Genomic DNA, 21,007 nt, shown 5'->3' with positions numbered 1-21,007 from the left:
AACATGAATAATAAAAGACAAACCGTTTGGCTGGTGTCCATGCTGAGTTTAATGGTCGTGCTGTCTGCGTATTATTTGTTTACGGAGGACTCAAGCCCTGCAAATCCACCAGTAGCCGATAGTGAACAAGTGAGCAAGGTTAAGCAGGATGCCGCACAGGAAGCAACGACGAAGGCAGAGGAACAATTGAACGAACTGAAGGTAAACGAAGTAGTGACGAATGGAGAAGTAACTGATGGAGCATCAGCAAATTCCACAAAGTCGGATACGGCTTCTACAACTGACCCAGCAACAGAAAACTCAAAAGGCGACAAAGGTACGGCAGCTACCCCTACTACTGAACCGGCGACATCCAATCAAAACACAACAGCGACTAAGACGGACGCGACAGCACAAAATGACGACAAAGCAGCCTCTACAGCCAAAACCGACCAGCAGGTACTGGATCAAGTGGCAACTGATCAAGCTGCCCAACCTACAGCAGCAGCTGTGATTGACAACTATTTGCTGGAACGGGACGTGGAAAATCAGAAGAAAAATGATGAACTGACTACCGCAATGAACGACAGCACACCAAAGAAAGCTGCGGAGGCTCAAAAGGAATTACATGTACTTGAAGATAAGCAGGCTAAAATTACTGGAATTGAAGAAGAGCTTCAGCAACAGTTCGCCAATGCGGTCGTCCGTGAGGAAGACGCTGATAAATACAAAGTAGTGGTTCTGAGTGAAAAATTGGATGCTAAGCAAGCGGTAACAATTGTCGACAAAGTCATGAAGGAACTGAATGTAACGCAGGATAAGATCAGTGTCCAATATGTTACACAATAAGACAAAAAACGCGAAAAAGCCCGGATTTCTGCATTATTCCGGGCTCTTTCTATTTTTAATGATTGTGATATAATACATAAAGCTGTTTCAACAATGTTATCAGCAACCGGCAAAATGCTGAAGGAGTGATTAATAGAGATGTTTAAATTAAGCGAGATTAAGGAATTGATCAAGCTGGTGGATGAAACGTCTGTGCATGAGCTTGAAATTGAAAATGAAGGAACTCGCTTGTTGATCCGGAAACCGGGCAAAAGCGAAATCGTTACAGTACAGGCTCCTGTGGCAACACCTGCTTATGCAGTGGCACCACAAGCTGTTATTCCAAATCCACAAGTACAGTCCGATGTTGGATCTACAACTGCTGGAGAACCGAGGGAATATGCAAGCAATCTACATAAAATCGTATCTCCGATGGTAGGCACTTTCTATAGTTCTTCATCACCGGATACGGCTCCGTATGTGAGTATCGGCAGCAAAGTGGGCGAAAAAACAACGGTATGTATCATTGAAGCGATGAAGCTGATGAACGAGCTGGAAGCTGAAGTGAAGGGCGAAATTGTGGAAATTTTGGCCGAAAACGGACAGTTGGTCGAGTATGGCCAGCCATTGTTCCTTGTGAAACCGGAGTAAAAAGCTTGTTTGCACCCTCTTTTGAGGGTTCGGCAAGACTGCTCCCAGGGAGGATAAAGTCATGACATTTCAAAAAGTATTGATTGCGAATCGTGGAGAAATTGCGGTTCGTATCATTCGCGCTTGCCGCGAAATGAATATTTCGACAGTTGCTGTATATTCGGAAGCTGACAAGGATTCGTTACATGTGCGTCTCGCAGATGAGGCTTACTGTATCGGACCGACGCTATCTAAGGACAGCTACCTTAATTTTACGAATCTGATGAGCGTTGCTACATTGACTGAATGTGATGCCATTCATCCAGGTTACGGATTTTTGGCGGAAAACGCAGACTTCGCTGAAATTTGCGAATCGTGTAATATTACGTTTATTGGTCCTTCTCCTGAAGCCATTAACAAAATGGGAGATAAGGCCGTAGCTAAGCAGACCATGAAGGATGCCGGAGTTCCAGTTATTCCGGGTTCAGACGGGCTGGTTGAGGATTTGCAGGATGCGATCGGCATCGCACGTGATATCGGATATCCGGTAATTATCAAGGCCACAGCAGGAGGCGGAGGTAAAGGTATTCGTATCGCCGAAGATGAGGATAACCTCATTCAGCAAATCACTACCGCTCAGCAGGAGGCGCAAAAAGCATTTGGCAATGCGGGTGTGTACCTAGAAAAATATTTGACCGGTATGAAACATGTGGAAATACAGATCATAGCGGACAAGCATGGTAATGTTGCCCATTTGGGCGAACGGGACTGCTCTGTGCAGCGTCGTCGTCAGAAGTTGTTGGAGGAAGCACCATGTCCTGTACTTTCGCAGGATGTCCGTGAAGAAATGGGTCAGGCAGCTGTTCGTGCAGCTTTGGCCGTTCAATACTCTGGTGCAGGTACTCTCGAATTTTTGCTCGGCCCGGACAACAATTTCTATTTCATGGAAATGAATACACGTATTCAGGTAGAACATCCCGTAACAGAAATGATTACTGGTGTAGACCTGATTAAGGAAATGATTTCTGTCGCTGAAGGGCATCCGCTTTCCTTTACGCAGGAAGAAGTCACCATCAATGGTTGGGCGATAGAGTGCCGTATTAACGCTGAGGATCCGGATCGTAATTTTATGCCTGCACCGGGTAAAATCGGATTTTATCTGCCTCCAGGCGGTCCTGGGGTACGGGTAGACAGTGCAGTATATCCAGGTTATAGCATTCCTCCTTATTATGACTCTATGATCGCCAAGCTGATTGTGTGGGCACCTACACGGCAGGATGCAATTGCCAAAATGAAGCGGGCTTTGACTGAGTTTGCTATTGAGGGCATACCCACAACGATTTCTTTTCATCAGCGCTTGCTAGAGCATCCGACCTTTATTAAAGGCGATTTTGATATTAAATTTTTGGAGGAAAACGAAGTTTAATCGGTATATTTCCTCCGTTTGTCATAATGAACGCCAAATGATATAGTATGGATAATAAGTGAGCATGTCTGCTTTGAAATCTAAAGCTGGAATGAAACTTATTTTGACCGAAAGGTGTTGAAGGTATGAGCACAGTGCCAACCGAATTCGAACGTACAGAAATTGGGGAGATTCAAATTGCCCCAGAAGTTATTGAAGTCATTGCCGGACTGGCTACCGTTGAGGTACCGGGCGTGGCGGGAATGAGTGGCGGATTTGCTGGTGGGTTTGCCGAACTGCTAGGCCGCAAAAATTTATCTAAAGGTGTAAAAGTGGAAGTCGGACAGCGTGAAGCTGCTGTAGACGTCTCCGTCATTATTGAGTACGGTAACCGTCTGCCTGAGGTGGCTGCTGCTATTCAGCATAATGTTAAGCGTTCGATTGAGAACATGACAGGTCTTAACGTTGTTGAAGTGAACGTGCAAATTCATGATGTTCAATTCAAAAATGCCGATAAAGTAGAAGAGCCGGAAGTGCTGGGCGCCGGACGGGTTAAATAGAGCGATACTTTGTACAAACCCCCGACCCTTATGGGTCGAGGGTTTACTCTAATTTAAGGAGGCTGTGCGTTTCGTGGCTAAAGTTATGGACAGACTTCTGCTGTTCTTGTACAGCTTAAGTATCGGAATTATTTCCATTCTCGCCATCCTCCTCCTGAGCGGGGCCATTCCGTATGTTTTAAGTATTGAGGATGAGCGAGTAGTGTGGTTTACCAGCCTGATTATTGCAGGGGTTCTGTTGTTATTGAGTCTTCGTTTTTTTTATATCTCTATTCGACGGAACCAAACCGTACAGCATTCTATTGATCAACGAACGGAATACGGTGACATTCAGATTTCAGTGGATACCATTGAAAATCTGTGCCTCAAAGCAGCTTCCCGATTTCGCGGGATGCAGGATTTGAAAGCACGCGTTCGTGTGTTGGATTCGGGACTTGATATTACGATTCGGGCGGTTGTAGACGGGGAAAGCTCCATTCCGGTGTTAACCTCCGAGGTACAAAAGGGGGTACACGATCATGTGGAAGAAATTACAGGAATTCCTGTGTCCAATGTATCGGTGTACATCGCTAATGTTTCTCAGTCACCCAGCTTTAAGAGTCGTGTGGAATAGAGGTGATTTTCCCTGATGCCCTGGAAAGAAATATGGGGAAGTTACAAGGGCCGGATCATGGGGATCACGGCTGGTATTTTTTTCGGTTTTATTTATTTGTGGGCAGGCTTTTGGAATATGTTGTTCTTTGCATTGATGGTGTTCATCGGATATACGCTAGGAAGACGTAGCGATTCAGCGCTCGGTTCATTCCTCCCTTGGAAGGAATGGGGCGATTGGTTGTCGCAACGTTGGCGTCCTTTTAAATGAACCCTGTGATACGTGTTCTCCAAAAATAGAGCTGTAGATTCTTTGCGCCCAACGTTTTGGAGGATGCGTTCACAGGTTTTTTTGTGGAAATTGGTTAGAATGAAAAATAGATATAGGCAAGCGTAGGAGGCAGGGCATGAAAAGACGTCTGGCGAGGGAATTAGCGGTACAGAGTATGTACCATATGGAAATGAATGAAGTGGATGCGGCAGCAGCCGTGGACATGTTGCTTCAGGAAGCCGCTGAGGAAAACGAAGCGGAAGTTGTCGTTAAAAATGCAGCAGTGTTAAGAGCGTATGTCTTGGAGCATGTGCGGGGTACGTGGGAGCACAAGGAAGCCATTGATGGGCTGCTGGTGGATTATCTTAAAGGCTGGCAGATCAGCAGGCTTTCACGTGTAGATCGTCAAATTTTAAGGCTTGCGGCATATGAGATGATTTTCCGTGAGGATGTTCCAGCCAAGGTAGCTGTTAATGAAGCGATTGAGTTGTCGAAGCACTTTGGTACCGAGGAATCCGGTAAATTTGTTAATGGCGTACTGGGGCGAGTGATACAAGAACTGGAGCAATTGAAAGCACGTTTTTAAGTAGAGACTACTGAATCAGGTTGGAGAGTGGTAAAACATGTCAGCACCGATCATTGATGGTAAACAAATCTCTCAGGATATTCGCGCAAGCATTCAGCAAGAGGTCATTCGTTTGAAAGAGCACAGCTTTCAACCCGGACTGGCTGTTGTATTGGTAGGCGAAGATCCCGCTTCGCAAGTGTATGTTAAAAACAAGGAAAAGGCATGCCATGATCTCGGCTATTACTCCGAGGTTCACCGGTTGGCAGCAGATACTTCGCAGGAAGCATTACTGGAACTGGTAAACAAGCTGAACCATCAAAGTACCATCCATGGAATTTTGGTGCAACTGCCGTTGCCAAAGCATATTCATGAAAAAGCTGTCATTGACGCGATTGCAGTGGAGAAGGATGTGGATGGATTCCATCCGGTGAACGTAGGGAATTTGGTCATCGGTGACGATAGTCTATTGCCTTGTACTCCTGCTGGAGTCATTGAGTTAATTAAGCGTGCTGGAGTGGAGATAGCCGGTAAACATGCGGTAGTTATTGGTCGCAGTAATATCGTGGGCAAGCCAGTGTCTTTATTGTTGCAGCGTGAAAATGCTACGGTTACGATGTGCCACTCCCGTACAGCGAATATTGCGGACCTAAGTCGACAAGCAGATATCTTAGTCGTTGCGATCGGCAAAGCCAACTTTATTGATGCTTCGTTCGTGAAGCCCGGAGCGGTAGTAATAGATGTAGGGATGAACCGTCTGGAAAACGGAAAGCTGGCGGGGGACGTTGATTTTGAGAGCGTGAAGCAAGTGTCTGGTCCGATTACGCCTGTTCCCGGCGGAGTAGGGCCGATGACAATTACGATGCTGATGCAAAATACGCTCGTAGCGGCCAAGCGGTCGCACGGTTTGGCATAAGGACAGCTGCCTGTGGCTGAACAACGTATTTACTCTATAAAGGACCTGAATCGTTATATCCGGATGAAATTGGAGTCGGATCAGGTGCTGTCTGATGTATGGATACGCGGGGAAATTTCTAATTTTACGCATCATTCAAGTGGTCACATGTACTTTACGCTCAAGGATGAGGGGAGCCGCATACGTTCGATTATGTTTGCAACCCATAATCAGCGGCTCCCTTTCGTACCGAAAGAAGGTACGCGTGTTATTGCCCGGGGAAACGTATCCGTGTACGAACGAGATGGACAATATCAGTTTTATGCGACTCAAATGCAGCCTGATGGTATAGGAAGCCTTTATTTAGCTTACGAGCAGCTCAAGCAAAAGCTGGATGCAGAGGGACTGTTTGATACTGCTCGTAAGCGTAGCCTCCCTGCCCATCCAGTAACCATTGGCGTGATTACGTCACCGACTGGAGCGGCTGTGCGTGATATTATTACGACACTTCAACGGCGATACCCGCAGGCTGGAATTGTGTTGTATCCTGTGCTTGTACAAGGAAAAGGTGCCGCCCCCTCGATCGTCAAGGCAATTGAAACTATGAATCGTATGCAAGAGGTTCAGGTGATGATTGTCGGACGGGGAGGTGGCTCGTTGGAAGAACTGTGGGCGTTTAATGAGGAAGCGGTTGCGCGCGCCATTTACGCATCGGTCATTCCGGTTATTTCGGCAGTTGGACACGAAACGGATTTTACCATTGCCGATTTTGTGGCTGACTTACGTGCGGCAACGCCAACCGCAGCAGCCGAGTTGGCCGTGCCTAATCAGGCAGAGCTACGGGATCAGCTGCTCCAGCGGGAGCAACGGTTGCGTAACGCCCTCCGGCAGCGGCTGGAAACCAGCCGTGTACGCTTGGCGAGGCTTCAGCGTTCACCAGTCCTGCTGCACCCACGCCGCTATATGCTACAGCATGCAGAGCGAATGGACATGCTGCATCAGCGTCTAATCCGCGCAGCGCGTAACCGTTCTCGTTTGAACGCAGAAAAGAACGCACGTATGCGTCAGGTACTAGAACGGTTTAATCCGCGTGAACAAATTCGTTCAGCACGCAAGCAGACGGATATGGCGCAACGTCAGCTGGAGTCTGCGATGCGTGCTATTACGAAAACGGGACGGCAGCAGTTGCACACGGGAATTCGTCAACTGGATGCGCTGAGCCCACTCAAAGTCATGGCCCGAGGCTATAGCTTGGTATACGATGAGCAGGAAAAACGGCTGATTAAGTCGCTCAAAGACGTACAGCCGGGAGATTCCATCAAGATTAAAGTGAGTGATGGGCAGTTGGACTGCCAAGTATGGGGAATGAAGGAGGACGCGAAGCACGGTGGCGAATGAAACGGAATTGAATTTTGAAGCGGCTATGGCTGCTCTTGAAGAAATTGTCGGACAACTGGAGCATGGAGACGTTCCTCTGGAGCAAGCCATTGATTTGTTCCAGCGGGGGATGAAGTTGTCTCAACTTTGCAGTCAGAAGCTGGAGCAGGTTGAACGTAAAATTGAAATGATCGTGGAAGAGGATGGAGATTTGCGCAAGAAGCCTTTTGGTGGGGGACTGGATGAAAACGGCGGTGAAGGACTTGAATAGACCGTCGTTCAAGGAATATTTGACCGGGACGACGGATGCGGTTTCGTCCGCACTGACCGAGCAATTCCCGGCCGATTGGGACATTCCCGATGTTCTTCGAGAATCCATGAATTATTCACTCACCGCAGGCGGAAAACGGCTGCGGCCTCTGCTTGTGATCGCTGCTGCTGAAGCATTCGGTGGAAGCAGGGAAGCTGCGCTGCCAGTGGCATGTGCGGTAGAAATGGTACATACGTACTCCCTCATTCATGACGACTTGCCAGCCATGGATGATGATGACTATCGGCGAGGTAAGCTGACGAATCATAAGGTATACGGCGAGGCGGTTGCCGTCCTTGCGGGTGATGCTTTGTTGACCCATGCCTTTTACAGTATTGTGCAAGCAGGACGGCGTCACGGTGTTTCGTCTGATTCGCTATTGTCCATAGTTGAGGATTTGTCCGAAATGAGTGGCGCGCGGGGCATGGTAGGCGGACAGGTCGCCGATATGTCAGGCGAGCAAGGAATGACGGGGATCGAGGAACTGGAATATATCCATCTTCATAAAACGGCTGATTTGATTATTTTCTCGCTCTTGGCAGGTGGACGGATTGGTGGGGCGGACAAGGGTCAATTAGAGGCGCTTCGACGCTTTGGACGAGATTTGGGGCTGGCTTTTCAGATACAGGACGATATACTGGACCTCATAGGCGATGAGAGTAAAATGGGTAAGAAAACGCAAAGTGATGTTGAACAAGAGAAGGTCACCTATCCGTATTTCATTGGTATGGACGCATCTTTGCAGCAGGTAGAGGAACTCACCGCATCTGCTAAAAGAGTGATAATAGAGAGTGGTATCCCCGATTCTTCTCGTTTGCTGGAGATAGCCGATTACCTGATGAAGCGTGATCATTAGTTGCGTTAGAGCTGTTTTGACTTGTCTGCGTTTAAGCACAGTCAAAAAGTGTGATATAATACTTGTTAACTTTACTCACAAACTTGAAGGAAAGCGGGGAGATATGCGTGCTGCTTCCACACATAAAGCAACCAGGCGATCTGAAATCACTGTCGGTTGAGGAGTTGGCTTCTCTAGCCGAGGAAATCAGGAGCTTTTTGATTGAGAAGCTGTCCGTGACTGGGGGGCATCTGGCATCGAATCTGGGAGTGGTTGAGCTCACGATCGCCCTGCATTATTGCTATAACAGTCCGAAGGACAAGATGATTTATGACGTTGGGCACCAAGCCTACGTACACAAAATATTGACAGGGCGAATGGACCGTTTTGATACACTTCGTCAGCGTGATGGACTTTGTGGTTTTGTAAAAAGAAGTGAGAGCGAGCATGATGTTTGGGAAGCCGGTCATAGCAGCACTTCTCTGTCGGCCGCAATGGGAATGGCTTTGGCTCGAGATTTGAAGGGCGAGGACAATAAAGTCATTGCAATGATCGGAGACGGCGCGCTGACTGGGGGGATGGCCTTCGAAGCGTTGAATCATATCGGACATGAGCGCAAAAATTTAATGGTCATTCTGAATGACAACGAAATGTCCATAGCACCTAATGTAGGGGCCATGCATAATTATTTGAGTAAAATCCGCTCGGACCGCCATTATTTGCGGGCAAAAGATGAGCTGGAAGTTTTGCTGAAAAAAATACCCGCGATCGGCGGTAAACTTGCCAAATCGGCTGGCCGTGTCAAGGACAGTCTTAAATATATGATGGTGCCTGGTGTACTGTTTGAAGAGCTGGGACTTACGTATCTCGGTCCAGTGGACGGACATGATTTGCCGAAGCTAATCGAAACCTTCCAGCAGGCTGATAATGTCACTGGCCCTGTATTGGTGCATGTCGTAACCACCAAGGGCAAGGGCTATAAACCTGCGGAAGCAGATTCACACAAATGGCATGGAATCAGTCCCTACAAAATTGAATCGGGTCAGGTACTCAAAGCTGTAGGTAATCCGATGTATACGGAAATTTTCGGTCGAACGTTGATTGAGCTGGCTGAGCAGGATGAGCGCATCGTTGCGGTCACACCCGCTATGCCTGGCGGATCAGGTTTGGTACCGTTTAGTAAAGAGTTTCCTAGCCGTATGATTGACGTCGGCATTGCTGAACAGCATGCAGCTACCATGTGTGCTGCGTTGGCAATGGAAGGGATGAAGCCGGTGTTTGCGGTGTACTCCACTTTTATGCAGCGTGCTTATGACCAGATTGTGCATGATATCTGTCGTCATAATGCGAACGTAATGTTCGCGATTGACCGTGCAGGTTTTGTTGGGGCTGACGGGGAAACTCATCATGGCGTGTTTGATGTGGCATTCTTACGTCATATCCCCAATCTTGTGCTTATGATGCCAAAGGATGAGAACGAGCTACGTCATATGATGAAAACAGCGCTCGACTATGATGATGGTCCAATTGCTTATCGTTACCCACGTGTTAATGTGGTTGGCGTGCCGTTGGATAAAGAATTACAGGCTATTCCCATCGGCAGTTGGGAGCTCCTGCGTAAGGGTGAGGGCTTTGCTGTAATTGCATCAGGACCGATGCTCCAGGTGGCGACAGAGGCTGCGGAGGCGATGAAACGGGAAGGTTTGCAAGTGGGCGTCGTGAATGCTCGTTTCCTGAAACCTTTGGACGAGGATATGTTGCGTGAGCTGGCTCGTCAGCATACGAAGCTGATCGTATTGGAAGAAGCTTCTGAAGCAGGAAGCTTGGGTAGCGCTGTACTGGAATTTTACGCTAAAGCCGAAATACAAGAGGCACAGGTGCGCCTAATGGGGATTCCCGATCTGTTCGTGGAGCATGGCTCCATCAAAGAGCAGCGTGCTGAAGTAGGTCTCACCATTGAAGATGTATGCTTAAAGTTGCGTAAATGGGCTGCTGAGCCAGCATATGGCATGGGACAATCTGTATAGGGTAACTTGAAGTGAAGACCATGACGTTTATAAAAAGTATGACAAGAGCAGCCTGGCTGCCTAAAGGGAGATTAACATGTCTGTTCCGAAGGAACGCATTGATGTATTACTTGTAGAACAAGGCTTTTTTGAAAGCCGTGAAAAAGCTAAAGCTGCGATTATGGCTGGGCTAGTGCTGGCGGACAGCGAACGGATCGAGAAGGCGGGGATGAAGGTACCACGCGCCAGCGAGCTTAAAGTTAAGGGTTCGGTGCATCCGTATGTAAGCCGTGGAGGATTGAAGCTGGAGAAGGCCATCCGTCAATTTGAGCTGGATATGAAGGGCAGGACAATGCTGGATATTGGCTCGTCCACTGGAGGTTTTACGGATTGTGCGCTTCAGCATGGAGCTGAATACGTATACGCCATTGATGTGGGTTATAACCAGCTGGATTGGTCGCTTCGTAATGATGAACGAGTATGCGTAATGGAGAAAACGAATTTCAGATATATGACACCCGCGGATTTGAATGGTTCCGTGCCGAATTTTGCTAGTATTGACGTTTCCTTTATTTCATTACGTATTATTTTGCCCCCGTTGCTTGCCTTGTTGCATCAACCTGCTGATATTGTAGCTCTAATCAAGCCGCAATTCGAAGCTGGACGCGAAAAGGTCGGAAAATCCGGTGTGGTCCGTGATCCTGCTACGCATAAAGAAGTGTTGCAGACCATTCTGATGTTTGCACATGAGCTTGGACTTACGCTGCAAGGTTTGGCTTATTCACCTATTACAGGTGGAGAAGGCAATATTGAATTTTTAGCGCATTGGCGTTTGGATGGGTTTCCTGCTGCAGAATCGCAGTTGGAGAAGATGGATTTCAGACCACTGATTGAACGTACCGTTCAGGAAGCAGGTCAGACTTTTAATAATGGTCCATCGCGTAAGTAACATTCAGGGGTTCTCCATGAGTTCTGTGAACTTAAGGGAACCTCTTTTTGGTGTGAGGGATTGATTATAGAACTCACGTTCGCCTATAATGAGATGTACAAAGGAAAAGGGATTTTACATCTTGTCCTAGAATATGTCCATGAGGTGATCGGTCCATGGACACAAGATATGATACGGTTATCATCGCTGTGATCGGGGTGATATTAGGAATATGGGCTTTGTATAGCCTACGTGCCTGGTTGAAGGAGCCAGAGCCGCTTGTGCTAAAGACGATACCGATTAACGAGGACTTGGACGAAGGACCTGCCACACACCTACTCGAAGAAGCAGGATATGAAGTAGTGGGCGGGAAGATGAAAATACCGCTTGCTTTTAAAGTGAACGGACATACCGTGTATAGCCGTTTGTTTATAGACTACGTGGCTGTACGAAACGGTTCGACATATATGGTCAAAACGTCACGCCGCAAGAAACCAATGGAGTGGAGTGGTCCTGATTTAAGGGACAGGCTCATGCCGTATTTATTGCTCTATCCGGGTTGCGCGGGTGTATTGTACGTTGATACGGACGAGCGAAGTATTCGCCTTATTACATTAGTGGAAGACCTCGAAGAAGAGGAATATGAAGGTTAATCCATAGGAGGATTATATGAAGGGTCAACGACATATTAAAATTAGGGAAATTATTTCACAACATGAGATTGAGACGCAGGATGATCTGGTTGAAGCATTGCGTAAGGCTGGTTTTCAGGTCACACAGGCGACCGTATCGCGTGATATCAAGGAGCTACTGCTCATCAAGGTCCCAATGGACGATGGCAGATATAAATATTCGATGCCTTCAGATCAGCGCTACAATCCAGCCCAGAAACTGAAACGTACGTTGGTTGATAACTTTTTGCATATTGACTACACAACCAATCTGATTGTGATGAAGTGTCTGCCGGGAACAGCCAACTCGATTGCTGCTTTATTGGACAATATTGAATGGTCCGAAATTATGGGTACGATTAGTGGAGATGACACCATTTTGATTATTTGCCGATCGGAAGAAAACAGCGAAGCTATCGTGAATCGTCTTATGGGCTACATTTCCTAATTATAATGGCTACGCATATTAGGCGTTTTAATTTGTACATCATAGAGGTGAAAGAACGATGCTGGTCACTTTGTCTATACGGAATTTGGCGGTCGTAGAGGCCGTCGATGTTCATTTTTATAAAGGGTTTCATGTGTTGAGCGGGGAAACAGGTGCTGGTAAATCCATTATTATCGATGCGCTTGGGCTAATTGCAGGCGGTAGGGGCTCTGCTGATTTAGTACGTTACGGTTGTGATAAAGCAGAGATGGAAGCCTTGTTTGAACTGCCAGTAAAACATCCCGTTTGGAATACACTTGAGGAACAAGGGATTAAGGCTAATGCGGAGGAGCATTTGCTAATTCGTCGTGAACTTACGGTTCAGGGAAAAAGCTCTTCTCGAATTAACGGCCAGATGGTTAATTTAACGATGCTGCGTGAGGTAGGTGAACAACTCGTCAATATACACGGGCAGCATGAGCATCAAAGCCTGCTACGTGCAGATCGCCATCTGGCGCTGCTGGATACGTTCGGTGATTCGGTGATCGGTCCGGTCAAAACGCTTTATCGGGAGCGTTACAATGCTTTTGTCAAAGCGGAAAAAGAAGTAAGAGAACTGCAAAGCTCCAGTCAAAAGGCTTATCAGCTTTTGGATATGTACCGATTTCAACTAGAAGAGATCGCTGCGGCGGAGTTGAAATTGGGAGAAGATGAATTATTGGCAGAAGAACGGGTCAAGCTATCCCATAGTGAGAAAATGATGGATGGGATATCAGGAGCATACGAACTCTTAAGCGGCAGAGGTGGACTGGATACGATCAATAACGTGTTGTCCAGATTGAACGATGTCCAAAACTATGACAGCAAAAGCCTTCAGCCCATTGCAGAGCAGATTCAGTCTGCTTTTTACCAGTTGGAGGACGCAGCATTCCAATTACGTTCTTATCGTGAGGATATTGAATTTAATCCAGGCAAGCTGCATGAAGTGGAACAACGTTTGAATCAAATTACCGGATTACAGCGAAAATATGGTGATAGTATAGAGCAGATTTTGGAATACTATAGCCGTATTGAGCAGGAAACCGATCTGCTGGAAAATAAAGATGAGCGGCTGGAGCAGCTCATTGCAAAACGGGACGAGTTGCTGTCCGATTTGCTTGAGATTTCGGAAGAGCTTACAGAAGCACGTGAAATTTGCGCTGAAGAGCTTGCAGAGCAAGTGGAGCAGGAGTTAAAAGACCTACAGATGGAAAGAACGTCACTCAAGGTGCGCATTGATCCAATTGAAGATCCACGCGGATATGAGTACAAAGGTCTGAAGGTAAGACCTACCAAGCAGGGCATTGATAATGCTGAATTTCTTATTTCCCCTAATCCAGGTGAGCCATTACGTCCACTTGGTAAGATCGCTTCAGGCGGTGAGCTATCACGTATCATGTTGGCGATGAAAAGTATTTTTGCGCGTCATGATCAAATTCCAGTACTCATTTTTGACGAGGTGGATACTGGGGTGAGTGGTCGTGCAGCTCAATCCATTGCCGAGAAGCTATATCGTTTATCTTCCGTTTGTCAGGTGTTCTCCATTACTCATTTGCCACAGGTGGCATGTATGGCAGATCATCAGTACCTTATTGAGAAAAATGTTCATGACGGACGGACCATGACTCAAATTGAGGGACTTACGGAGGACGGGCGTGTTAAAGAATTGGCACGGATGCTGGGCGGTGTGGAAATTACCGAAAAAACATTGCATCACGCACAGGAAATGCTGAATTTGGCGGAAGGAAAGAAAGCCTGAAAAGAGCGGCCGGCGTAATGTTTAACAGTTATAAAAGCCTGGGGGCAAGGTTACCTTATAGGTACGCAATTGGCGACCACCTTTACTCGTCAAGCGAAAGAAGCAAAGGGAGCGTGACAGCCATTGAATTTTTACTCCAGGATCAAATTGCTCGGTCTTTTGCTTGTTTTTCTTATGTGTTCTATCGGTAACGCTCAGCATGTGCAAGCAGCGCTGCCTCCACAAGCTTCTTTGGATTTGTTCGGTTCTAAAAGCGTGAGGACAACCCAAGAAAGTGTAATTCCCGATTTAAAAGTATACCCGGGAGGGCAGACGATTGGGGTTAAAGTAAAATCTTCAGGAGTGCTTGTCGTCGGTCACCATATCATTCAGGAAAGTAATGATCGTAAGGTATCACCTGGTGAAACAGCGGGGATTCGCCTAGGGGATCGGATTACACACATGAACGGCAAACCACTCAATAGCCTGGCAAGGGTTGCTGAAGTAGTAGACGAAGCAGGTAAGAATAAAAAGGCGCTCGACATTACGCTTTGTCGAGGTGAGCAGACCATTTCCACCAAGTTAACACCAGCATATGATCAGGATGATAAAGCATGGCGGCTTGGGTTGTATATTAGGGACTCGGCTGCAGGTGTAGGTACATTAACGTTTTACGCACCAGACCAAGGTGTATACGGGGCCTTGGGCCACGTAATTACCGATATGAATACCCAAACCCCTATTGTCGTGGGAAGCGGAGAGATTGTGCAGTCCAATGTGACATCAATTGCGAAAAGCCAAAGTGGGGAACCAGGAGAAAAACGCGCTCATTTTCTCAAAGATCATCGGGTATTAGGAAATATTGAACGAAATACGAATTTCGGAATCTTTGGGAAAATGTCAGATGAGCCGCAATATGGATTGTATTCGACTCCTATTCCGGTGGCTCTTGCGAATGAAGTAAAGGAAGGACCTGCAGAAATTTTGACTGTACTGGAAGGTCAACAAATTCAGCGGTTTCAGGCGGAAATTGTACACATTTCTCAGCAGGACAAACCGGCAACCAAAGGACTTGTGATTCGTATTGTAGATCCAAAGCTGTTGGATAAGACCGGGGGAATCGTGCAAGGAATGAGCGGTAGTCCGATCATCCAAAATGGTAAGCTTATCGGGGCTGTAACACATGTATTTGTGAATGATCCTAAATCAGGTTACGGTTGTTTTATCGAATGGATGCTGCGCGATGCAGGAATCATGCAGAATAACGTAAGCTTAAAATCATCTTCTAATCTTAAGGCGAGCTAGTGGCCTTAAGATTTTTTTGTCGAAAAGCAGGGGAATAGCTCATAATTGCAAGATAAAGAATCAATTATAATAGAAACTATAAAAAAAATAAATAAAAATAATTTTCGACAGAAGGAATTCATAATTCGATGTCGAAATCATATACTCCGACAAGAAATATTTATATACTGTAAACAGATATCACAATGGAATATCACTCAATGAGGAGGAAGTACATTGCAAAAAATTGAGGTATTGTTGGCTGATGACAACCGGGAATTTACGAATTTGCTTGCTGAATATATTTCCGATCAGGAGGATATGGAAGTTACAGGAATCGCCTATAACGGCGAAGAAGTGCTCCAACGCATCGCAGAATCCCGCAACATACCTGATGTACTTATTTTGGATATTATTATGCCTCATCTGGATGGTCTGGGTGTATTGGAGCGTTTGAGAGAAATGAACCTGACTCCACAGCCGAAAATCATTATGCTGACTGCATTCGGTCAAGAAAATATTACACAGAGGGCCGTACAGCTCGGGGCATCTTATTATATTTTGAAGCCGTTTGACATGGAAGTGCTGGCTAACCGTGTTCGCCAATTGGTGGGACCTCAGTTAGTTAACAGCAGTCCGGTGACCATTTCATCCATGCGGTCCAACGTTGTACCTATGGGTAAGACGAAAAACCTGGATGCCAGTATCACGGCCATCATACATGAAATTGGTGTACCAGCTCACATCAAGGGCTATCAATATTTACGTGAAGCCATTACGATGGTGTACAATAATATCGAAATTTTAGGAGCCATCACCAAAACATTATATCCGGCAATTGCCGAAAAGTTCAAAACGACGGCATCTCGCGTAGAACGCGCCATTCGTCATGCTATCGAGGTAGCATGGACCCGCGGAAATATCGACAGTATTTCACACCTGTTCGGTTACACCATTAATATCAGTAAGTCCAAACCAACCAATAGTGAGTTCATAGCGATGGTGGCAGATAAGCTGAGAATTGAGAACAAGGTGTCCTGAAAGGATCAGAATGATTGATAAAGCAAGGAATTCTTGGGTTTTGACATTTATGAATGATAATTGTAGGGACGGCTACGAATCTCCATAACAGTCGTCCCGATACCGATTAACTTCTGAATAGTAGACAACTAATACCGCCTTTTTATTGGTTCTTCCAGACACCAGTAAAGGAGCGGTATTTTTTATAATTAAAACAATCTTTCAAATGAGGTGAATCGGATGTCTTTCCGTACTGTTCGAAGTATTTAGTTTCCGGGTTGGAAAAAAACGCGTACCAGCCGTCAAGGGGGGAGTCTATCCTTTTGACTAAACAAACTAAAATTTTGAATATCGGTCTGCTAGCCCGTAGCTTTTATCCTTATTTGGAAGGTGAAAAGTAAATGAATTCAATAGAGTATAAAGAGTTTTATGATAAGATTGGAAAAATCAACGGATGGGATTTCAGTAAGGTGAAATGTATCTCCAAAGGCGTAAAATGGGACTTCTACAATGAAGTAGCGAAGACATGCAAGAAGTCGGACATATTGCTTGACATCGGTACTGGCGGCGGGGAAGCCATTTTATCAATAGCAGATTCTGCATTACTTCTAGTTGGGATTGACCATTCCACCGGAATGATTGAAACAGCAACCAAGAATTCTGCTGAATCAGACATAGCAAATGTTCGTTTTCTCCAGATGGGTGCTGAAAATCTAAATTTTCCTGAGAACTTCTTTAATGTAATCTCTTCTCGACACTCATGTTTTTATGCAAAAGAAATAGAAAAGGTGTTAGTAAAGGGTGGTATGTTCCTGACACAGCAAGTAAGCGAAAACGACAAATTAAATATTAAAGAAGCGTTTGGAAGAGGACAGGCATGGGGTGCTAAGAAAGACTCGTTAAAAGCTAAATATATTACGGAATTAAGTGATGCGGGCTTTAACGACATACAGTCATTTGAATTCAATGCAACCGAATATTATCAGACTCCTGCAGACTTAATATTTCTCTTGAAATACACTCCAATTATTCCTAACTTCGGAGAAGAAGAAATTGATTTTCAAATACTCCAACAATTTATTTTGGAGAACCAAACCGAAATAGGAATAAGGACAAATTCAGAACGATTTATGGTAATTGCTAGGAAGTAAAATATAAAGGGATACCTGTTTTTGGGTATTCTTTTTTTAAACCTTATAAGTTTGATGGTATAAGTGAATAAAGATATTCAGCATCTCTCTTGCTATATATGACGGTACAATTGTTGGGAATTATAAAACATAATGCTCTACAAGAGGTATATAATATAAACCTGAATCAGTTGCACTAACCATCACAAAGAAAAATTTTCCTTTTGTAGACAGTTCTGAAATTCTCTTTAATTTTGATATAAACTATGTGTCGTTTCTTGTCGATATAGTATCTAATTATAAAGAGAACTGAGGAGCGAATATATGAAATTTAACATTCGAACAAAATTGATATTGGGTTTTCTTGCGGTAATAATATTATTGATTGTCATTAGTACAACATCTATCTCCAGAATGAAAAAATTAGGTGACACTTCGATGGCAATCGATAGCCATTGGATGCCAAGTGTGACTATCCTGGGAACACTAAATGGTGATATATCTGATGTAGAGCGGATCTCATTAAACATTATTGTAGAACGCGACGCGGAGGAAATGGAGAAGGTTCAGGCCGAATTTGATAAGGTTCTAAAAAAGGTTGAGGACGGCCGAAAAACATACGAAAAATTAATTGCTACCCCTAAAGAACGCGAAATGTATGAAGAATTCTCCAAAAATTATACGGAGTATTTGGCTAAGTTGCCAGAAGTGATTGAAGCGGGTAAAGCTAATGATTACACTCAATCAAGCATCCTTCATCAAGAGTCCTATAAGTTATGGTATAGTTCAAACGATATGATCAGTCAGCTCATTAAATTGAATGCAGATGGATCTAAACAAACTACGAAAGAAGCGGTTGACAACTTTATTTCAGGTAGACAACTGGTCATCGTTTTGAGCGTTGCAGCCGTTATATTAGCATTGATCATGGCAATCATCATAGCCCAAATTATTTCTAAACCTATCTTGCGAATCAGTCGTGCTGCTGAAAGTATCGCATCGGGTGATCTTACAAGTGAAGATATCATTGTGAAGGGCAAGGACGAAATCAGTACGTTGGCACATTCTTTCAATGTCATGGTTGAGAACCTTCGTGAACTGATTCAATCTGTGAGTAAGACGACTGAGCTGGTAACCACTTCCTCAGAAGAATTGACGGCCAGCGCAGAGCAAAATAGCCAAGCTTCTGCACAAATAACCGAAACGGTGCAAGAAGTAGCTACTGGAACAGGAGACCAGGTAGATATGGTGACGAAATCGTCCCAAGCTATTGAGGAAATGTCTATCGGTGTTGAGCAAATCGCCATCCGCGCGCAAAATGTATTCGCATCTGCGCAAGATGCGGCCCATAAATCGGCTGAAGGTAACCAGATGATTCAACAGGCAGTTACGCAGATGAACGCCGTGAATGATTCGATGAATGGATTGGCAGATCTCATGGCCGGATTGGGAGAGCGCTCAGACGAAATTGGCAAGATCATTGATGTTATCACCAATATTTCTAGTCAGACCAACCTTCTTGCCTTGAACGCTGCGATTGAAGCGGCCCGTGCAGGAGAACATGGTCGTGGATTTGCTGTAGTTGCAGGCGAAGTTCGCAAGTTGGCTGAACAATCGGCTCATTCTGCTCAACAAATTACGGAGCTTGTGGGATTGATTCAAAAGGATACTACCCATGCTATTGAGGCGGTAGCGTCCAACGGGAAGGATGTCATGACAGGTCGTGAAGTTGTACAAAATGCAGGCGCATCCTTTGAACTCATTCAGGAAACCGTAAATAAAGTGGCCAGTGAAATTGAAGAGGTTTCTGCCGGATCAGAACAAATGTCTGCAAGTACTGATGAGATTGTTGGTTTTGTCAGACAAATTTCAGCAATTGCTGAAGAGGCTGCAGCCGGGACACAGCACGTGTCTGCTGCGACTCAAGAACAACTGGCATCGATGGAGGAAATTGCTTCCTCTGCAAGAAACCTGTCCAAAATGGCAGAAGATCTGCAAGGGCAAATTGGTAAATTCAAAGTATAATTCATATACTGCTTTTTATGTCTCAGAGGAATAGCTGCTCTATTGTGAGCGGCTTTTTTCTGTTTTTTATTAATACATTGCAATTAAAGAGTGGAGATAAGAAGAGCCTGTAATTGGAACGATATGATATAATGGTGGGAAATTCTTTGGGTTGGAGTGACATCATGGACAATAAGACTGAACTTAAAGCAAGTGACCTACGTCAGTTAGCGATAGATAAAATCATAGCACACCATTTTTGAATGATTTTAAGTATCTGAAAAGCAGAAAAGTTTTGAAAAAAGACACCAAGGAATTTATATTTGAAATTTATTTTGGTGCGACTAAATATGGTGCATTAAAAGTTTATATTATCGTGGAATCCAAAAAAATAAAAAAGAAGTATAGTACGGGGGCTTGTTTTCAGAGTGAGTTGATTGCTCTGACTAAGAAATATACGGGAAACAGGGATTACCTTGTGTCCACAGAAGCAGAAAGAGAGCGCGTGATCCAAGAGATTATTGAAGATATCTACACTTTCGCGTTGCCTTTTTTCAAGCGATTTGAACATGTAGAAACACTAGCAGAACAAGTACATAAGTCAGGTTTTTTACCGCATCGCAAACGCTTTGATAAGTTTAATCCGTTGACGAAAAGATTCATTGATTTTTATTATCAAGGGGAGTAATGTAGCCATCTGAGGCATTTTTGTTCTTGTTCTCACCATTGAGCAGTAGATAAGCATTTTGATAAGGAGAACGATTTCCCTAGAGTAGATATTATCGTTTTTTAAAAGGATGATGTACAATTTGTAAAACGGTCAATGTACTCCTCAGGAGAAGATGATTTACCTAACATGCTCAATTTCTTGCTAAGAGGCGAGTCAATGTTGCATTAGAGGGTACGGTTTTTATGTGGGTAGGCATTGGATGAACAGCACAGAGGCTGTACACACGGGTATATTTTAATGAATAAAACTATAGGCTAAGTCATCGCATTGAACGGGCTAGTGGTATTAACCCAATTGATTCTAAAGCAAAGGCGGGGATGAGAGCATGTGGAATAGTCTGACTTGGGTGTTCTTCGGCGTGTTGTTGGTGGCATTGGGTTGGATTGTTAAAGCAAGGCGTAATCGCAGCAGCAACAAACAAGTGAATGAACAGCGGGGCAGTAATGTCGTTGAATTTCGTCCTCGTAAGTCTGCTCGACGATCCCGAACTGGAAATGAATCTAAGTCTAAAGGGTCTTCCGGTTCACGCGTGAATACAAAAGCAGCAGGTATTCAGGCCCAAACTGGATTTGGACTGTCTGACTCAATCCAGGGCACTGGCAAGCAAAAATGTTCCTTTTGTAAAAAAGAAGAGAAATTAACCTTCTATGCGGATGACAATGGATCGCTGTATGGGGTCTGCAAAGAGTGTAAGCATAAGGCGGAAAGACAAGATATGTTGCCACTTTAGTCTATACAGACTGTTGAGGACCATCATTAAGAGAATTCTTAAACTAATAAAAAC

General features: G+C 45.0%; 22 protein-coding genes. All 22 read left to right on the top strand.

Annotation, left to right across the window (positions count from 1 at the left end; all coding sequences use genetic code 11):
* Window positions 1–3 precede the first annotated feature (3 nt).
* The 22 genes from MKX46_RS05020 (at window position 4) to MKX46_RS04915 (ending at window position 20,953) form a co-directional block, all read left to right on the top strand.
* A complete protein-coding gene (locus MKX46_RS05020; RefSeq protein WP_029517256.1) occupies window positions 4–828 on the top strand; it encodes a SpoIIIAH-like family protein in 825 nt (274 codons plus the stop codon).
* A 138-nt stretch (window positions 829–966) separates the two neighbouring features.
* Window positions 967–1,458 carry an acetyl-CoA carboxylase biotin carboxyl carrier protein gene (gene accB, locus MKX46_RS05015; RefSeq protein ID WP_029517257.1) on the top strand — a complete coding sequence of 164 codons (492 nt, stop codon included), beginning with the start codon at window positions 967–969 and terminating at the stop codon, window positions 1,456–1,458.
* A gap of 61 nt (window positions 1,459–1,519) precedes the next feature.
* Window positions 1,520–2,863 (top strand): acetyl-CoA carboxylase biotin carboxylase subunit, encoded by a 1,344-nt coding sequence (gene accC, locus MKX46_RS05010; RefSeq protein WP_029517258.1) that lies wholly within the window; start codon window positions 1,520–1,522, stop codon window positions 2,861–2,863.
* Window positions 2,864–2,988: 125 nt separating this feature from the next.
* Window positions 2,989–3,402: an Asp23/Gls24 family envelope stress response protein gene (locus MKX46_RS05005; RefSeq protein WP_029517259.1), complete on the top strand. Its 414-nt coding sequence runs from the start codon at window positions 2,989–2,991 to the stop codon at window positions 3,400–3,402.
* 73 nt (window positions 3,403–3,475) lie between these two features.
* Entirely contained in the window at window positions 3,476–4,015 is a 540-nt protein-coding gene (gene amaP, locus MKX46_RS05000) for an alkaline shock response membrane anchor protein AmaP (protein WP_029517260.1), read from the top strand.
* A 15-nt stretch (window positions 4,016–4,030) separates the two neighbouring features.
* A complete protein-coding gene (locus MKX46_RS04995) occupies window positions 4,031–4,264 on the top strand; it encodes a DUF2273 domain-containing protein (RefSeq protein WP_023989248.1) in 234 nt (77 codons plus the stop codon).
* A 136-nt stretch (window positions 4,265–4,400) separates the two neighbouring features.
* Window positions 4,401–4,850: a transcription antitermination factor NusB gene (gene nusB / locus MKX46_RS04990; RefSeq protein WP_013310817.1), complete on the top strand. Its 450-nt coding sequence runs from the start codon at window positions 4,401–4,403 to the stop codon at window positions 4,848–4,850.
* A 37-nt stretch (window positions 4,851–4,887) separates the two neighbouring features.
* A complete protein-coding gene (folD, locus tag MKX46_RS04985; RefSeq protein WP_029517261.1) occupies window positions 4,888–5,745 on the top strand; it encodes a bifunctional methylenetetrahydrofolate dehydrogenase/methenyltetrahydrofolate cyclohydrolase FolD in 858 nt (285 codons plus the stop codon).
* 12 nt (window positions 5,746–5,757) lie between these two features.
* Window positions 5,758–7,122, top strand: a complete 1,365-nt coding sequence (gene xseA / locus MKX46_RS04980) for an exodeoxyribonuclease VII large subunit (protein WP_081317622.1) — start codon at window positions 5,758–5,760, stop codon at window positions 7,120–7,122.
* Window positions 7,112–7,372 carry an exodeoxyribonuclease VII small subunit gene (xseB, locus tag MKX46_RS04975; RefSeq protein ID WP_013310814.1) on the top strand — a complete coding sequence of 87 codons (261 nt, stop codon included), beginning with the start codon at window positions 7,112–7,114 and terminating at the stop codon, window positions 7,370–7,372. The genes xseA and xseB overlap by 11 nt, the downstream gene beginning before the upstream one ends.
* Window positions 7,344–8,267 (top strand): polyprenyl synthetase family protein, encoded by a 924-nt coding sequence (locus MKX46_RS04970; RefSeq protein WP_069012726.1) that lies wholly within the window; start codon window positions 7,344–7,346, stop codon window positions 8,265–8,267. Before xseB ends, MKX46_RS04970 begins: the two co-directional genes overlap by 29 nt.
* A 107-nt stretch (window positions 8,268–8,374) precedes the next feature.
* Complete coding sequence (gene dxs / locus MKX46_RS04965) at window positions 8,375–10,273, top strand: 1-deoxy-D-xylulose-5-phosphate synthase (protein WP_341070959.1); 1,899 nt, start codon at window positions 8,375–8,377, stop codon at window positions 10,271–10,273.
* A 76-nt stretch (window positions 10,274–10,349) separates the two neighbouring features.
* The gene (locus MKX46_RS04960; RefSeq protein WP_029517267.1) at window positions 10,350–11,201 is read left to right on the top strand and encodes a TlyA family RNA methyltransferase; all 852 of its coding nucleotides are present in this window, start codon (window positions 10,350–10,352) and stop codon (window positions 11,199–11,201) included.
* A 155-nt stretch (window positions 11,202–11,356) separates the two neighbouring features.
* On the top strand, window positions 11,357–11,833 hold the full coding sequence (locus MKX46_RS04955; protein ID WP_029517268.1) for a hypothetical protein: 477 nt from the start codon (window positions 11,357–11,359) through the stop codon (window positions 11,831–11,833).
* Window positions 11,834–11,849: 16 nt separating this feature from the next.
* The gene (gene ahrC, locus MKX46_RS04950) at window positions 11,850–12,299 is read left to right on the top strand and encodes a transcriptional regulator AhrC/ArgR (protein WP_013310809.1); all 450 of its coding nucleotides are present in this window, start codon (window positions 11,850–11,852) and stop codon (window positions 12,297–12,299) included.
* A gap of 58 nt (window positions 12,300–12,357) precedes the next feature.
* On the top strand, window positions 12,358–14,076 hold the full coding sequence (recN, locus tag MKX46_RS04945; RefSeq protein WP_029517269.1) for a DNA repair protein RecN: 1,719 nt from the start codon (window positions 12,358–12,360) through the stop codon (window positions 14,074–14,076).
* A 123-nt stretch (window positions 14,077–14,199) separates the two neighbouring features.
* Window positions 14,200–15,360 (top strand): SpoIVB peptidase, encoded by a 1,161-nt coding sequence (gene spoIVB, locus MKX46_RS04940; protein ID WP_069012724.1) that lies wholly within the window; start codon window positions 14,200–14,202, stop codon window positions 15,358–15,360.
* A gap of 216 nt (window positions 15,361–15,576) precedes the next feature.
* On the top strand, window positions 15,577–16,380 hold the full coding sequence (spo0A, locus tag MKX46_RS04935; RefSeq protein WP_029517271.1) for a sporulation transcription factor Spo0A: 804 nt from the start codon (window positions 15,577–15,579) through the stop codon (window positions 16,378–16,380).
* Window positions 16,381–16,760: 380 nt separating this feature from the next.
* Complete coding sequence (locus MKX46_RS04930) at window positions 16,761–17,510, top strand: class I SAM-dependent methyltransferase (protein WP_341070958.1); 750 nt, start codon at window positions 16,761–16,763, stop codon at window positions 17,508–17,510.
* Between the two features lie 303 nt (window positions 17,511–17,813).
* A complete protein-coding gene (locus MKX46_RS04925) occupies window positions 17,814–19,514 on the top strand; it encodes a methyl-accepting chemotaxis protein (protein WP_341070957.1) in 1,701 nt (566 codons plus the stop codon).
* A gap of 274 nt (window positions 19,515–19,788) precedes the next feature.
* Window positions 19,789–20,181 (top strand): hypothetical protein, encoded by a 393-nt coding sequence (locus tag MKX46_RS04920; protein WP_341070956.1) that lies wholly within the window; start codon window positions 19,789–19,791, stop codon window positions 20,179–20,181.
* A 367-nt stretch (window positions 20,182–20,548) separates the two neighbouring features.
* On the top strand, window positions 20,549–20,953 hold the full coding sequence (locus MKX46_RS04915) for a hypothetical protein (RefSeq protein WP_341070955.1): 405 nt from the start codon (window positions 20,549–20,551) through the stop codon (window positions 20,951–20,953).
* The last annotated feature ends 54 nt before the right edge of the window (window positions 20,954–21,007 follow it).

Source organism: Paenibacillus sp. FSL P4-0113, from assembly GCF_038009305.1.
Lineage (GTDB): Bacteria > Bacillota > Bacilli > Paenibacillales > Paenibacillaceae > Paenibacillus > Paenibacillus polymyxa_D.
This window is presented reverse-complemented; position numbering and strand designations above follow the sequence as displayed.

Bases quoted from the DNA above. Each gene is read 5' to 3' on its own strand.
- ahrC (WP_013310809.1), top strand. From the start codon at position 11,850: ATGAAGGGTCAACGACATATTAAAATTAGGGAAATTATTTCACAACAT.
- recN (WP_029517269.1), top strand. From the start codon at position 12,358: ATGCTGGTCACTTTGTCTATACGGAATTTGGCGGTCGTAGAGGCCGTC.
- MKX46_RS05005 (WP_029517259.1), top strand. From the start codon at position 2,989: ATGAGCACAGTGCCAACCGAATTCGAACGTACAGAAATTGGGGAGATT.
- MKX46_RS04960 (WP_029517267.1), top strand. From the start codon at position 10,350: ATGTCTGTTCCGAAGGAACGCATTGATGTATTACTTGTAGAACAAGGC.
- MKX46_RS04925 (WP_341070957.1), top strand. From the start codon at position 17,814: ATGAAATTTAACATTCGAACAAAATTGATATTGGGTTTTCTTGCGGTA.
- MKX46_RS04970 (WP_069012726.1), top strand. From the start codon at position 7,344: ATGAAAACGGCGGTGAAGGACTTGAATAGACCGTCGTTCAAGGAATAT.
- folD (WP_029517261.1), top strand. From the start codon at position 4,888: ATGTCAGCACCGATCATTGATGGTAAACAAATCTCTCAGGATATTCGC.
- accB (WP_029517257.1), top strand. From the start codon at position 967: ATGTTTAAATTAAGCGAGATTAAGGAATTGATCAAGCTGGTGGATGAA.
- nusB (WP_013310817.1), top strand. From the start codon at position 4,401: ATGAAAAGACGTCTGGCGAGGGAATTAGCGGTACAGAGTATGTACCAT.
- MKX46_RS04930 (WP_341070958.1), top strand. From the start codon at position 16,761: ATGAATTCAATAGAGTATAAAGAGTTTTATGATAAGATTGGAAAAATC.
- MKX46_RS05020 (WP_029517256.1), top strand. From the start codon at position 4: ATGAATAATAAAAGACAAACCGTTTGGCTGGTGTCCATGCTGAGTTTA.
- MKX46_RS04955 (WP_029517268.1), top strand. From the start codon at position 11,357: ATGGACACAAGATATGATACGGTTATCATCGCTGTGATCGGGGTGATA.
- MKX46_RS04915 (WP_341070955.1), top strand. From the start codon at position 20,549: ATGTGGAATAGTCTGACTTGGGTGTTCTTCGGCGTGTTGTTGGTGGCA.
- MKX46_RS04995 (WP_023989248.1), top strand. From the start codon at position 4,031: ATGCCCTGGAAAGAAATATGGGGAAGTTACAAGGGCCGGATCATGGGG.
- accC (WP_029517258.1), top strand. From the start codon at position 1,520: ATGACATTTCAAAAAGTATTGATTGCGAATCGTGGAGAAATTGCGGTT.